This is a genomic window from Secundilactobacillus pentosiphilus, assembly GCF_002217985.1.
GTDB classification, from domain to species: domain Bacteria; phylum Bacillota; class Bacilli; order Lactobacillales; family Lactobacillaceae; genus Secundilactobacillus; species Secundilactobacillus pentosiphilus.
In genome coordinates, this window is sequence record NZ_BCMI01000002.1 from 18,056 (window position 1) to 31,616 (window position 13,561).

Here is a 13,561-nt window from a genome sequence, read left to right on the forward strand (position 1 = left end):
TTAAAAAACCGCTAAAGCTCGTTCACTCAGCTTTAGCGGTTTTATTATTCTGCTTGGATTTGACACAGCAAAATCTCTCTGGGAGACCACCTAGAAACGGGAGCTGTAGTTGAAAATACGCCTTACAAGTTATGGTATGAAAGGAAGTTTAGATAGAACTGCCGCTGCGCGTAGTTCTCCTGCTTATAGTTAGCCTTATCAGAGGGATTTTTAAATACGAAGTGCTTTTAAGTTAAGCGCTTACACTGTGATTATAACACGGTTATTATGATGATGTCTAAAGTACAAGTTATCGTTTTTATTAGGATATCGTTACTTTCCACTTAAAAAGTACTGTTTGACCACTACTGGCCTAGCAGAACGGCCACCTATGCCGTGTAAAATCATTATGTGTACTATTAGTTGTAAATTTAAAAATCAAAATGACTGCCTAATTTTCTAGTTAAAAATCACGTGATTGATTCCCATAATATTCATCACGTATAAAATGAGTACCAGTGCGTTGATGGCCGCTGACATCAAAATAATGCCGTAAGAAAACGTGGCTGTGAAGAAGCCAAAAAACATCGGGTTGCGAAACTTTTTTCGGTGAAACGTTAAGCTCCAGATGATCAAGATCAGGGTGGCTACAGCTTGAACAACGATGCCGACAGCATAAACTGGCATTGAACCCACTTTGACCTGAAACAAATACGCCGCGAATGTTAGCACATCGATGAGAATTGTTAAAAATGCCATGATTTACCCTCCGTTTAAATTATCTGTCTATTATACACAATCTTCGTCTAAATGGGCGGAAATCACTCTTAATCAGTAGCTATTATCCGTTAAAAAAGTGCCCCCCTCTTTCGAGAAGGCACTTCTCAGTTTTCATCATGTTGCTTGTGCCAAGCTTTGATTTGAGCGAGACGTTTTTTAAACCGATCTTCGTGGCCCTCATCCGTCGGAAAGTAGTATTCATGGCCATCCACAGATGGCGGCATGGTCTTCATCGTGGTCAGCTTATCTTTGGCGTTATGAGCCAGTTCGTAGCCCTTACCGTAATCCAGATCCTTCATCAGTTTAGTCGGTGCATTGCGGATCTGTAATGGCACTGGATCATTAGCCGTTTGTTTCACATCTTTAGCAGCTGCTAAGCGTGCCTTATAAATAGCGTTTGATTTCGGTGCTAACGACAGATATGTCACTGCTTCTGTTAGATGAACGTCACACTCCGGCATACCAAGAAATTGGCAGGCTTGAAAGACGTTGATTGCGACGTTCAGTGCATTCGTATCTGCTAGACCAACATCTTCGCTGGCAAACCTCACTAACCGTCTGGCGATATACAGGGGGTCTTCCCCGCCGTCTAACATCCGTGAAAGCCAGTAAATGGCGGCGTCCACGTCGCTGTTGCGCATCGATTTATGCAGCGCTGAGATGATGTTGTAGTGCTCTTCACCGTTCTTGTCATAAAGTGAAAACTTTCTGGTGATCAACTGGCTGAGGTTATCCATAGTGACGGTTGTTTCATCATCCTGCTTATCGCCGTTCAGCACCGCCATCTCTAACGTATTTAAGGCAGTTCGAGCATCGCCATCAGCAAAATTAGCGATGGCTTGAATCTCATCATCGCTGATCTTGATAATTTGCTTGCCATAACCAGCGGGATTTTTGAGCGCGTTATTGAGCAACGTGACAATGTCTGTTTGCTTCAATTCATGCAGCACAAAAACTTTGCAGCGGGAAAGCAGTGCTGAATTAATTTCAAACGACGGGTTCTCCGTGGTGGCCCCAATTAAAATAATGCTGCCCCGCTCCACGTATGGCAAAAAGGCATCTTGCTGGGCTTTATTGAAACGGTGAATTTCGTCAATAAAGACCGTTGTGCGCTGACCAACTTCCCGGTCCAATTCCGCCTGCTTCATAATTTTCTTGATTTTGCTGATACTGCTATCCACGGCACTGAAGCTCAAAAAACCGGAATGTGTTTTATGAGCGATAATTTCAGCCAGCGTCGTTTTTCCGACACCAGGCGGGCCCCAAAAGATCATTGATGAGACTTGATCCGTTTCGATGATTTCACGCAGGATCTTGCCCTTGCCTAACAGGTGCTGTTGGCCGACAAACTGGTCTAAATTTTTGGGCCGCACCCGACTGGCAAGCGGAACGTTTTGCGACTGATTAGAAAAAAGCGATTCTTGATGCATGAGTGACGCCACCTGCCTTCCTCTTCAGGGATAAAACCTATCTGTCTTAATTATACACGCCTCGTCCGAAGCCCGTTTCTTTTGAAGCCGTACAAAAAAGGAGTCAGCCAGCTGGCCAACTCCTTTCAACTATAATAATGTCATATCTAATTAGTGATTGTGAACCTCTTCTGAGGCAACACTACGATGTGCTGCCAAGACGGGACGTAATACGTGAACGCCTAAGCCTAATACCAAACCAACTAAAGCAGGTACGACCCAGTCCATGCCAAGGTTTGCGAATGGCAGAACGCTTTGCTGGAAACCAGCGAGTGCCTTACCAAATGCGCTTTGGCTGACAACTGCTGGGAATGCAGCCACCATGTCGAAGAAAGCGGGCACAGCAGTGAAAGCAACAACGAAGGCATAAACGACACCGTCACGATGGAACAGCGGTGAGAAGACTGACAACAAGATCAGTACCATGGCAAATGGGTACAGGAACATGAGCATTGGTGTGGACCATGCGATGATGGTATCCAAACCGAAGTTAGCGGTTAAAAACGATGCCACACACATGAAGCCTAACCATTGACGGTAGCTAACACGACTGAAGTGTTTGTGGAAATCCTGTGCAAAAGCGGCAACCAAACCAATAGCAGTTGTCAAGCAGGTGACAGTCAAAAGCGTTGCCAGCAATGCGTGACCAAAGGTACCTAAGTAGTAAGTAACCAACTGGTTAAAGGCAACCCCGCCATCTGCAGAAACTTTATATCGACCTAAAGTCGTTGCCCCTAAGAAAATCAAACCAACGTAGATCACACCGATCATGCTGGTAGCGAGTACCCCAGCACGGGCAGTCACTTTAGCGTTGCTCTTTGGCGTTGTCTTACCAAGTTGACTAACGGCAGTAACAACGGTCACCCCAAAGGCTAAACCGGCTAAAGCATCCATTGTGTTATAACCTTGCAAGAAACCGTTAAAGAAGGAAGCGTGCTGGTATGCAGTGGTAGCAGCCATCTTGCTGACGTTCCCCATTGGATGAGCAAAGCCCATTGCAAAGACGGCGAAAAGCATTAACAGGAAAACCGGGTTAAGAACCTTACCAACACTAGTCATAACGTTAGATTCCTTGTATGAAACGAGGAAAGCAGCACCGAAGAAAAGAACTGAGAAAACCAGTAGGCCAGCGTGCGCCCAGCTTGCAGGCAGCAGTGGCTGAACCCCAACTGAAAATGGAATCGTCGCCGTCCGGGGTGTCCCGAATAACGGACCGATGGTGGCGTGAATCATGATCATAAATGCCAGTGCGAATGCTGGACCTAGAGGACGGCCAATGTCATAAACACCCTTTGAACGGGTAACGGCCACGGCCAGTACTGAAAGCATCGGCAACAGTACCGCGGTAACGAGAAAACCAACCGTTGCCATGCCCCAATGAGCACCGGCTAACTGCCCGAGATGAATTGGGAAAATCAAGTTCCCAGCACCGAAGAAAAGCCCGAATAGCATTGAGCTGATGACGAGATATTGTTTAACTGATAACGGTTTTGGATTTAAATCTTTGACCTGTTCCATGATTGAAGACCTCCGTAATATGTGTATAATTGCTAAATAATTTGATGTTCGTTTGGAGCTGACTAATGTGTCCAATCTGACCTTCCACGGAAACCACCACCTTTATGTGTTTGATACGCTATATAAACTAAAAAGCACCCTTAATCCACATTCTGTGTGAACTAAGGGTGCTTCTGCACTGTACCACCTTATTTTGTTATTTTATCGCTAAAATAACCTCTTCACGTACGGTCGCAAGGACGATACGCTAACTCGATAATGGGAGTGCCCAACGTACGTTACTTAAATTCGGTACGTCGCTCAAAAGGGATGTTCGCTGTTCAACTCTGGCTTCCTCTCACCAACCGAAGCTCGCTTACAGGTGCTGAACAGCTACTTAACTTTCTCATAGCGTTTTTTAATTTATTTAACAGTCCTTATACTACCCGCAGTAAATGAGATTGTCAACATTAAATTTTAATCTTTTTGCCACCACATTCTTAGCGTGCCGATTTTAGCACCTTAAAACTGCGGTATTTTAGCCTCATAGGCTTCAATCTGGTCTTCATACTGCATCGTAATGGCAATATCATCCAAGCCCTCAATGAACTTATGCTTCCAGAGCGGATCAATGTCAAAGCTGAACTTATGGTCGCCATAACGCACTTCTTGATTGGGCAGATCAACGGTAATTTTAGCATCCGCTGGTGCCGCTGCCAGAATCTCCCGCTGATCACGGGGCAAGGTAATGGCAAGAAAACCGTTTTTAGTACTGTTCATGTAGAAGATATCACTGAAGCCGCCGGCGATTACGGCCTTAAAGCCGTAGTCTTTAAGTGCCCAAACCGCGTGTTCACGAGAAGAGCCGCAGCCAAAGTTATCACCGGCAATTAAAATCTCGGCACCTTGACGTTCAGGCTTGTTCAAAATGAAGTCGGGATTTGGCTGACCATCTTTTTCGTAGCGCCAGTCAAAGAACAGGTGTCTGCCATAACCAACCTTCAGGATATTCTTTAAAAACTGCTTAGGAATTAGCTGATCAGTATCAATATTATCCTTCATGATCGGTACTGAAGTACTTGTAATTGTTGTAATGGGTTCCATTATGCAATGCCTGCCTTTCTGATATCTACGAAGTGACCGTTGATGGCTGCCGCAGCAACCATTGCCGGACTGGCTAAATGCGTCCGTGAGCCAGCACCTTGACGGCCTTCAAAGTTTCGGTTAGACGTTGACGCGCAGTGAACGCCAGCCGGCACTTGGTCGGGATTCATGCCCAGACAAGCTGAACAGCCGGGTTCGCGCCAGTCACAGCCGGCATCCTTGAAGATCTTGTCGATACCCTGCTTCTCGGCTTCTTCCTTGATGGTGCGAGAGCCCGGTACGACCAGTGCTGTCACTTGCGGTGCAATGTGGTGTCCCTTTAAAACGGAAGCGGCAATCTTCAGGTCGGACAAACGACCGTTGGTGCAGGAACCAAAGAAGGCAAATTCGATTGGGATCTCCGGTGCCGTTTGGCCCGGCTTAAGGCCAACGTAGTCGTAGGCTTTTTGATCGTCGGCATTTTTAATTTCTGGGAACGGCTGATCCACCGGTACGGCCATGCCGGGGTTGGTCCCCCAGGAAACAAACGGCGCCAAATCACTCACGTCAAAGTCCACGATCCGGTCAAAGGCCGATTCATCATCCGTGTAGTACTGCTGCCAGTATGCGATGGCCTTATCCATGTTCTTAGGCGCGTACTTCCGGCCGGCAACGTAGTCAAAGGTCGTTTGGTCAGGCCGAATCGTGCCCACCTTCGCGCCGCCTTCAATGGCCATGTTGCTTAACGTCATCCGTTCTTCCATGCTCATCCGTTCAATGGTATCGCCGTAAAATTCTGCGGCATATCCAGTTCCAAACGAAACCCCTTCACGGGCAATCAGACCCATAATGATGTCCTTAGCGTACACGCCTTTTGGCAGTTGCCCATGAATATGGATTCCCATCGTTTTAGGCTTTGTCTGCCAAATGGTTTGGGTGGCTAGAACGTGTTCCACTTCCGAAGTTCCGATACCAAACGCAATTGAGCCGAACGCACCGTGAGTAGCAGTATGCGAATCCCCGCAAACGATGACCATTCCGGGCTGAGTCAGTCCTAATTGAGGCCCAATAACGTGGATGATACCCTGATCTTCATCACCCATACCGGCTAACCGAACGCCGAATTCCTTGGCATTTTTAGCTAAGGTGTCGATCTGTTTACGCGAAATTTCATCCTTAATGTTAAAGATATCCTTCGTCGGCACGTTGTGATCCATGGTTGCAAAAGTTTTGTCAGTTCGGCGCACTTTCCGGTGATTTTCACGTAGTCCTTCAAAGGCTTGCGGTGATGTCACTTCATGAAGCAAGTGCAGATCAACGTAAAGCAGCTGCGGATCCCCTTCTTTTCCCGTAATCACGTGCTGATTCCAAATTTTATCAAACATGGTTTGACTCATATGAATGCCTGCTTTCCTTAATATGATTAATAATTGCTTTTGTCATTTCGGCAGTGGTGGCTTTCCCGCCTAAATCAGGGGTTACAATACCCGCTGCCACCGTTTGGTTGATGCCCTCAGTGATCTCAGCAGCCAGATCCGCCCGGTCAAATGAATGGGTCAGCATCATGGCCACTGACCGGATCATGGAGATCGGATCAGCGATCCCTTTACCGGCGATGTCGGGTGCCGAACCGTGAATTGGCTCGTACAGTGACGGCCCGTCAGTCCCACGGCTCATGGAGGGAATGGTGCCGAGTGAACCGGTAGTTTCAGCCGCTTCGTCACTAAGAATGTCGCCAAACAGGTTTTCCGTCAGGATGACATCAAACTGACTCGGTGCAGAAATGATCTTCATTGAGGCTGCGTCCACGTAACTGGTATCGTAAGTGACTTCCGGATATTCAGCGGCAATTTGAGCCACGATCTTCCGCCAGCGTTTACTGGTAGCCAGCACGTTGGCTTTATCAACCAGCGTCACGTGCTTCCGACGCTTCATGGCCATTTCGAAGGCCACGTGGGTGATCCGCTCGATTTCTTCGTTGGTGTACCGCATGGTATCCAGGGCGTAGTCAGCAGCGGTCTCGCGGGGAGTCCCAAAGTAGATCCCGCTGGTGAGCTCACGGACGATTACAAAATCGACGGGTTCAGTGTTTTTAAGCGGTGAGTATTTTTGCATCGCGGGACTGATTTCCGTTGGCCGAATGTTGGCGAACAAGTTGAGCGCTTTGCGAATCGCCAGCAGCCCCTGTTCCGGTGTCTTGGGGGCGCCATCCCACTTCGGCCCGCCAATAGCTGCTAACAAAACGGCGTCGCTTTGCTGAGCGGTTTTCAACGTTTCGGCCGGCAATGGGTCGCCCGCTTGATCGATACCAGCACCGCCAAACGGTACCTCGTGAAGCTGGTAGTCAAAGCCCTGACCTTCACTGACTGCGGCTAACACCTTTAAGCCCGCGGCCATAATTTCTGGACCGATATAATCACCGGCAAGAACTGTAATATTTGCTGTCATGATGCTTTCGCCTCGCTATATTTATTCATAATCACTCGAAGATCATCTTCCGAAACAATGTCGGTATGATCCGCCTTATCCTTGAAGTGCGGGAAAATCACTTTCATGTCATCACGATCAACGTTGAAGCCCATTTCGTTAAGCTTAGTCATCACAGCGTGTGAACCGGAAAGTTTACCCAGCGGCAACGTGGTCTTATGGGCACCGACACATTCAGGCGTGAGGATCTCGTAGGTTTGCGGATTCTTCAGCATCCCGTCTTGGTGAATCCCGGATTCATGAGCGAAGGCGTTGGCCCCAACCACGGCTTTATTGTGCGGCACTGGCATTTCAGCAAACTCGCTGATCATGTCGCTGGTTCGCTTCGTTTCTGCCAACTTAATGTTGTCGGTTGCCTCGTAGTAGTCCTTGCGAACGTATAGCGCCGCTGCAACTTCTTCCAACGCTGCGTTGCCAGCACGTTCACCGATGCCGTTAACGGTGCCTTCAATTCGAGTCGCGCCGTTTTCAATGGAAGCTAGGCTGTTAGCAACCGCCATGCCAAGATCGTCGTGGCAGTGAACTGAGAAGGTGTATTTGTCGAAATCAGTGACGTTTTCGCGGAGGTTCTTAAAGAGCTTGGCGAATTCGGCAGGGTTGGTATAACCGACAGTGTCCGGAATGTTGATCACGGTAGCCCCCGCAGCCGTTGCCGCGTTGATCGATTCAACCAGAAAATCAGGTTCGGTCCTGGTAGCATCTTCCGGTGAGAACTCTACGATGTCAAAGAACTGGTGCGCGTATGAAACGCAATCGGTGATTGCATCAATAACCTGCTGCTTTGTCATATGTAATTTGGAATCACGGTGGATCGGACTAGTTGCAATGAAAACGTGAACTTGTTTATGTACAGCGTCAGCGGTTGCCTTTACACAGGCATCAATATCACCTTTTCGAGCCCGCGCCAAACCGGTAACACAGGTCTGCTTCACGGCACGTGATACTGCTTGAACCGCCTCAAAGTCACCCTTAGAAGCCACTGGAAAACCTGCTTCGATCACGTCAACACCCCATGCCTCAAGTTGTTTAGCGATCGCTACTTTTTCGTCAATACTGAAGTTGACCCCAATGGTCTGCTCGCCATCGCGAAGCGTGGTATCAAAAAACTGAATCCGTTTAGTCATGATAATCATCCCTTCAAATTTGAGTTTTAACCAAAAACAACACCCCATTCGCATTGAATGGGGTGTTGTTTCGACAAGCCCCATTCCATAACGCAAATAGGACTTGACGTGTTACATTGTCAAATCCTAGGTCATAATAATAAGGCTAATAAAGAGGTTGCAAGTGTTGAGTTGTTATTGAATTGAACAGTCATCAGATGTACCTCCTTATCTTTCGGTCGTTTTTAGTATGCTCACAGACTAGCATGCAAAATGAGAGTTGGCAAACCATTTTCTAATATTCCTGTTAGCTGATCGGTTAAAATGACGCCTCATACCAATTACCATCGGAATTTCAAGATGACATCGTTTCACAATATTCTTTTTTCTCATGAATATATTCCAATATTTGTCATATTATATTAGAATATCAGCTAACCCACCACAATTTTGTAGGTTTGATTCTAACAAATATGCTATACTGCTTTTATAGAATTATGAATTTGTTATAACGAAAGGAAACATTTGAGCTCATGAATGAAATTAAATCTCAACGTCAAATTATTCAAGTTGGCAATTCATTGGCAATTACGATCCCCGCAAACATTGCTCGAAAACTGGACGTTCAAAAGGGAGATGCTATCGACGTCTCCTTCCGCAACGATATCCAGCTCGATGCTCAATTTTTCCAAAGTTTGGAAACGGTCATCGATCAATTTGAAGGTGCACTGAACCAATTGCGGGGTGGCGAATAATGCGTTATCTAACAGCAGACGAATTAATCGCTATTAATAGTCGTTTAGCCATCAGAGCTGGTCAGCAGCCAGGCATCAATAACTCTGAACAGCTGGGCAAGGTCATCGCGGTGCCGCAATCTAACGCCTACGACCAAAACTTACGTGAAATGGTTGCTAATAAAACCGGTTTTTTGATGGAAGCCATCATTGCCGGCAAACCGTTTGTCAACATGAACCTGCAAACGGCTGCAATCGCAGTTGCCACGCTGGCCGATCTAAACGATTATGAACTGACCTTTACTAACGACGAACTGGTTGATTTAGTCGACCGCGTCGATAAAGACCAAGTTGAAGCAACCGACCTGTTCGCAATTTTTAACGGTCATTTAAAACAGAAATAACCGCTTTACAAGCTCCGGGATGATTTATAGGCCATCCTTTTGCGACAAAAAACACAGCCACGAGAATGACTGTGTTTTTTGTTGTGTTCTGAAAATTTAATTATTTTTTTCAAAATCGAGTAGAGATTGAACCGGTTTATCAGCGCGTGTGAATACTGGCATACTTTCAATAGGAGCATCTACAGTAACTTTATTCCCACCTTGATACTGTTTACCATCACGAACATCAATCCATTTAACACCTGCTGGCAAATAGACTTCTTTGCTTGTTTCACCAGAATGAATGATTGGTGAAACGAGAATGTCTGGTCCAAACATATACTCATCCGCAACATCCCATGATTCACTATCTTTAGGAAAATCATAGAACAACGGGCGCATTACCGGTGTCCCTTTTTCATGGGCATTCGTCATTTGTAGTTTAATATAATCACGCAATGCTTCTCTCATAAACAAATACTTTTTTAAGATCTTATAAGTTGACTCTGGGTACTTGTAAATTTCATTAAAAGCTCCTGACCCGAACGGCTGATTGAACATTCGATCAGCATGCTCAATTGTTTGTTCAGCGGGTTCACGAAAACCGTGAATTCTCATAACCGGACAGAACGTTCCAAATTGGAACCATCTGGTCAGCAGTTCATGGAACTTGGGATCCTCGACATTTCCACCAGTAAAACCGCCAATATCCGTCGTCCACCACGGAATACCTGACAAACCCGCATTAAGGCCTGCCACTACCTGTTTTTGTAATGATTCGAACGTTGAATGAACATCACCAGACCAGAGTAATGCGCCATATTTTTGACTTCCAGCCCAAACACAGCGAACCAAATTTATAATGGCTTTTTGGCCTTCTGCTTTTTGACCGTCATAAAAGGCTTTGGCGTAGTATAGCGGATATATATTACTTAACTTAAGTGCCGGCCCCATGTGATACCTAAAGTGGTCAAAATCATACATAAACCCATATTCCGGTTCAGCCTCGTCTAGCCAAAATAATCTGACACCGTTATCGAAGTAGTTCTTCTTCGCTTTACTCCAAATGTACTTTCTAGCTCCTGGATTGGTTGCATCAAAAAATGTTTCATTCCCCATGAAATGGTAAGAATCCCCATACATTCTTTCGGTACGAACTAAATAGCCCTTATCTTCCATTTCATCGTAATTTTCACTATTAATATCGACAGTTGGCCAGATTGACACCATCAATTTTATTCCCATCTGTTTTAGTTCTTCAACCATTGATTTAGGATCTGGCCACATTTTGGGATCAAACTTCCATTCCCCTTGTTGTGTCCAGTGAAAGAAGTCAATCACAATAACACTAATGGGTAAGCCACGATCTTTATACTCATGTGCCACTTTCAATAATTCAGCTTGGTTCCTATACCTTAACTTACATTGCCAAAAACCACTTGCAAAGTCAGGCATCATCGGTACTTTACCGGTCACATTAGCATATTGTTCTTCAATTTTTGCTGGTGTTTCGCCTGACGTAATCCAAAAATCAATTTGATCAGTGTCATAAGCTTCCCATTTCGTTTCATTATTTGCGAAGGTGACTTGCCCGATAGCAGGATTATTCCAGAGAAAGCCATAACCTACGTTTGAAACAACTAGTGGAACATTGGCTTGAGTATTACGTTGCGCTAATTCCAAAATGCACCCTTTATAGTTCAGCTGCTTTTCTTGACGTTGACCCATCCCGTAAATTTTCTCATCTTCATGAGGTTCAAAACGCATTGTCGCACTGTAATCGCCACCAATAATTGGTTTTAATTCTCGTCCTGGAATTCCAAGCGGACTTGTTTTATGACCACCCGGCTTAACCTGCCAACGTTCCTCCAGCAAAGTCTTGCCTTTTCCATTTGTAAATTTCAACCAACCAAAATTGTTAATTTCAGCTTTGATGTCGCCATTAGTGATCTCACATGAATCATCATTAATACTCGTTTTGGCTTGAATATCTTCAACTGGCAAACTGAGCGCCCAATTTTGCTGTTTAGTAAAATCAGCGTTTTTGGTAACACGTACTCGAAAACTGTTTTTGCCCCATGGTTGAATTAAAAGCTGTTCTCCCGCATGTGACCATAACAACCCATTATCTTGTTCTTTAATGACTGCCATACTTATTCCCCTTCACTTTCTTTTTGTGCTTCATGCCGTTGCTTTAAATCACTTGCAATTTTAGATTCCATTTTCTCGTACTTTCCGTAGAAGAAGACTGGGATCATAGCACATGCAAATAAAGCAATAGAAACCCAGATAAAACTAAATTTAATTCCGAAAAGCGAACGTGCAGTTTGTGCTTTATTCGCAACATAGCCAAAATGAGCCAATATCATAGATGGGATAAAGCCAGCAATCCCACTGCCCATCTTGATGCAAAATGAACTACCCAACGCGGTCAAGATTCCGGAAGAATGAATTCCTGTCTTCCATTCACCAAAATCAACGGCTTGGCTTAACATTGAAAATGGCATCGTTACAGCAACACCTGAACCCATGTTACCGATAATCCAGCCAGTTAAAGCAAGTGGGATACTCGTTCCTGCAGCAAATACAATCAGTTGTCCGACAATCGCAATTGAAAATCCAGCAATCCAAATTTGCGTCTTTGTAAATCTCTTATTCAACCAAGGAATCAGTAAAATCATGAATAATTGTAGGGAAGCCAGTGAGTTAAATATTGAGACCAAATTTTTATTACCAAAGTTATAAGTAAAATAATAGACTAGAGTCGAATTTCGATTGGTGTATGCCATCCAGTAAAACAGATTACTGATAACGATGATCACCCATGGCCAATTCCCTTTAATAGCTTTAACACTCTTATTAATTGGCACTTTTTTGACGGAAACTGGCACTCTTTCTTTAACAACGGTAAAAGCATGTAAAGTAATAATTAAAAAGATAACCGCTACAATTAAAATAAAAATTCTAAATCCTACAGTATCATTACCCTTACCTAGTATGCCTACTAATGGTAAACATGCCGCATTAATAATGAATCCGCCTAACTGTGATCCAACCAGCCGCCATGAATTTGCCTTTAGCCGTTCACCAGGGTTAGGAGAAAGCGTTGGTAAAATTGAAGTTAGTGGAGTATTAATACCTGTATACAGCACACCGGTTAAAATATACGTCACTGCGCACCAAATAATTTTCGTCTTGTAAGGTAACCCAGGATTCCAAAACATCATAACTGCTGAAATAGCAAACGGAAATGCCACCCACAAAAAGTATGGCCGTGACCGACCGTATTTAGAATGCGTAATATCGATTAATGCTCCCCAAATCGGTGCATCAATAGCATCAAAGCCACGAGCAATCAACAATATTACACCTGCGACTGCAACTGGAATCTTTGCAACGTCAGTATAAAAGTACAACAGATAACTACTAAGCAAGAAATATATTAAAACTTGGGCAAAATTCAAGCTAGCGTAATTAAACATTTCGTAGTTACTTAAGAACTGCTTAGTCTTTTTTTTCAAAATGTTCACTCCAAACCTTTTAATATTAGTTACTCGAGTAATTAAATACATTGTATTCGCTTACATTGCTATGGATAAACTGCTATAATTGCATAAAGAGTGGACTTTTTGAAAATTCGTCATTTTTTTGGTTCATAATTTAGCACAATTAAGGTCATATAGTGGACTTTTTCTCATTGAATAAAATAAAAGGTGGACAAAATAAACATGGATACTGATTCGAACAATATTTATCTATTAAATAGTGATAGACCATTTCATTATTTTGTATCAGGAAAATACATCGCTAAAGCTGGATGGAAGCATGAACGAAGTATGCTAAGTGAAAATTACGAGCTAGTAATCGGTATTAAGGGGAAAGCATTTATTACTATTAACGGTAATGATCATATTCTTCAAAAAGGGACATGTTTGTTATTTCCGCAAAATGCAAGTGTTGAAGGCTATAAAAAATCAGACACAGATATTGAATTCTATTGGTTTCATTTTTCCCCAAAGATGAACATAAAAAAATAACTGTAGAGG

General features: G+C 44.3%; 12 protein-coding genes and 1 other annotated feature. Of the genes, 3 read left to right on the forward strand and 9 right to left on the reverse strand.

The window, feature by feature from the left end:
- Nucleotides 1-438: 438 nt before the first annotated feature.
- The 7 genes from CES81_RS01225 to CES81_RS01255 all read right to left on the reverse strand — a co-directional run bounded on the left by CES81_RS01225 (nucleotide 439) and on the right by CES81_RS01255 (nucleotide 8,419).
- Nucleotides 439-738, reverse strand: coding sequence for a hypothetical protein (locus CES81_RS01225; protein ID WP_089120364.1), 300 nt, complete (start codon nucleotides 736-738; stop codon nucleotides 439-441).
- A gap of 125 nt (nucleotides 739-863) precedes the next feature.
- Complete coding sequence (locus CES81_RS01230; protein WP_089120365.1) at nucleotides 864-2,189, reverse strand: replication-associated recombination protein A; 1,326 nt, start codon at nucleotides 2,187-2,189, stop codon at nucleotides 864-866.
- 150 nt (nucleotides 2,190-2,339) lie between these two features.
- A complete protein-coding gene (gene brnQ, locus CES81_RS01235; protein WP_089120366.1) occupies nucleotides 2,340-3,746 on the reverse strand; it encodes a branched-chain amino acid transport system II carrier protein in 1,407 nt (468 codons plus the stop codon).
- Between the two features lie 160 nt (nucleotides 3,747-3,906).
- Nucleotides 3,907-4,144: a binding site (T-box leader), on the reverse strand.
- A 103-nt stretch (nucleotides 4,145-4,247) separates the two neighbouring features.
- Nucleotides 4,248-4,829: a 3-isopropylmalate dehydratase small subunit gene (gene leuD, locus CES81_RS01240; protein ID WP_089088009.1), complete on the reverse strand. Its 582-nt coding sequence runs from the start codon at nucleotides 4,827-4,829 to the stop codon at nucleotides 4,248-4,250.
- Nucleotides 4,829-6,205 carry a 3-isopropylmalate dehydratase large subunit gene (gene leuC, locus CES81_RS01245; protein WP_089120367.1) on the reverse strand — a complete coding sequence of 459 codons (1,377 nt, stop codon included), beginning with the start codon at nucleotides 6,203-6,205 and terminating at the stop codon, nucleotides 4,829-4,831. The genes leuD and leuC overlap by 1 nt, the downstream gene beginning before the upstream one ends.
- Complete coding sequence (leuB, locus tag CES81_RS01250; protein ID WP_089120368.1) at nucleotides 6,186-7,256, reverse strand: 3-isopropylmalate dehydrogenase; 1,071 nt, start codon at nucleotides 7,254-7,256, stop codon at nucleotides 6,186-6,188. Before leuB ends, leuC begins: the two co-directional genes overlap by 20 nt.
- Nucleotides 7,253-8,419 (reverse strand): 2-isopropylmalate synthase, encoded by a 1,167-nt coding sequence (locus tag CES81_RS01255; protein WP_089120369.1) that lies wholly within the window; start codon nucleotides 8,417-8,419, stop codon nucleotides 7,253-7,255. Before CES81_RS01255 ends, leuB begins: the two co-directional genes overlap by 4 nt.
- A 512-nt stretch (nucleotides 8,420-8,931) precedes the next feature.
- Between CES81_RS01255 and CES81_RS01260 the strand changes: the two genes are divergently transcribed.
- Both CES81_RS01260 and CES81_RS01265 read left to right on the forward strand, forming a co-directional pair.
- Complete coding sequence (locus tag CES81_RS01260; protein WP_089120370.1) at nucleotides 8,932-9,153, forward strand: AbrB/MazE/SpoVT family DNA-binding domain-containing protein; 222 nt, start codon at nucleotides 8,932-8,934, stop codon at nucleotides 9,151-9,153.
- A complete protein-coding gene (locus tag CES81_RS01265; RefSeq protein WP_089120371.1) occupies nucleotides 9,153-9,536 on the forward strand; it encodes a type II toxin-antitoxin system death-on-curing family toxin in 384 nt (127 codons plus the stop codon). Before CES81_RS01260 ends, CES81_RS01265 begins: the two co-directional genes overlap by 1 nt.
- A gap of 96 nt (nucleotides 9,537-9,632) precedes the next feature.
- Here the strand turns inward: CES81_RS01265 and CES81_RS01270 are convergent, their stop codons facing one another.
- Nucleotides 9,633-11,666, reverse strand: a complete 2,034-nt coding sequence (locus tag CES81_RS01270; protein WP_089120372.1) for a glycoside hydrolase family 31 protein — start codon at nucleotides 11,664-11,666, stop codon at nucleotides 9,633-9,635.
- 2 nt (nucleotides 11,667-11,668) lie between these two features.
- Complete coding sequence (locus CES81_RS01275; RefSeq protein WP_439951263.1) at nucleotides 11,669-13,045, reverse strand: glycoside-pentoside-hexuronide (GPH):cation symporter; 1,377 nt, start codon at nucleotides 13,043-13,045, stop codon at nucleotides 11,669-11,671.
- A 198-nt stretch (nucleotides 13,046-13,243) separates the two neighbouring features.
- On the opposite strand from CES81_RS01275, the gene CES81_RS01280 reads away from it, so the two are divergent.
- Nucleotides 13,244-13,552, forward strand: a complete 309-nt coding sequence (locus CES81_RS01280; protein WP_089120374.1) for an AraC family ligand binding domain-containing protein — start codon at nucleotides 13,244-13,246, stop codon at nucleotides 13,550-13,552.
- The last annotated feature ends 9 nt before the right edge of the window (nucleotides 13,553-13,561 follow it).

What these genes read in the sequence shown, in the direction of transcription:
- CES81_RS01225 (WP_089120364.1), bottom strand. Translation starts at nt 738, where the DNA reads ATGGCATTTTTAACAATTCTCATCGATGTGCTAACATTCGCGGCGTAT.
- CES81_RS01230 (WP_089120365.1), bottom strand. Translation starts at nt 2,189, where the DNA reads ATGCATCAAGAATCGCTTTTTTCTAATCAGTCGCAAAACGTTCCGCTT.
- brnQ (WP_089120366.1), bottom strand. Translation starts at nt 3,746, where the DNA reads ATGGAACAGGTCAAAGATTTAAATCCAAAACCGTTATCAGTTAAACAA.
- leuD (WP_089088009.1), bottom strand. Translation starts at nt 4,829, where the DNA reads ATGGAACCCATTACAACAATTACAAGTACTTCAGTACCGATCATGAAG.
- leuC (WP_089120367.1), bottom strand. Translation starts at nt 6,205, where the DNA reads ATGAGTCAAACCATGTTTGATAAAATTTGGAATCAGCACGTGATTACG.
- leuB (WP_089120368.1), bottom strand. Translation starts at nt 7,256, where the DNA reads ATGACAGCAAATATTACAGTTCTTGCCGGTGATTATATCGGTCCAGAA.
- CES81_RS01255 (WP_089120369.1), bottom strand. Translation starts at nt 8,419, where the DNA reads ATGACTAAACGGATTCAGTTTTTTGATACCACGCTTCGCGATGGCGAG.
- CES81_RS01260 (WP_089120370.1), top strand. Translation starts at nt 8,932, where the DNA reads ATGAATGAAATTAAATCTCAACGTCAAATTATTCAAGTTGGCAATTCA.
- CES81_RS01265 (WP_089120371.1), top strand. Translation starts at nt 9,153, where the DNA reads ATGCGTTATCTAACAGCAGACGAATTAATCGCTATTAATAGTCGTTTA.
- CES81_RS01270 (WP_089120372.1), bottom strand. Translation starts at nt 11,666, where the DNA reads ATGGCAGTCATTAAAGAACAAGATAATGGGTTGTTATGGTCACATGCG.
- CES81_RS01280 (WP_089120374.1), top strand. Translation starts at nt 13,244, where the DNA reads ATGGATACTGATTCGAACAATATTTATCTATTAAATAGTGATAGACCA.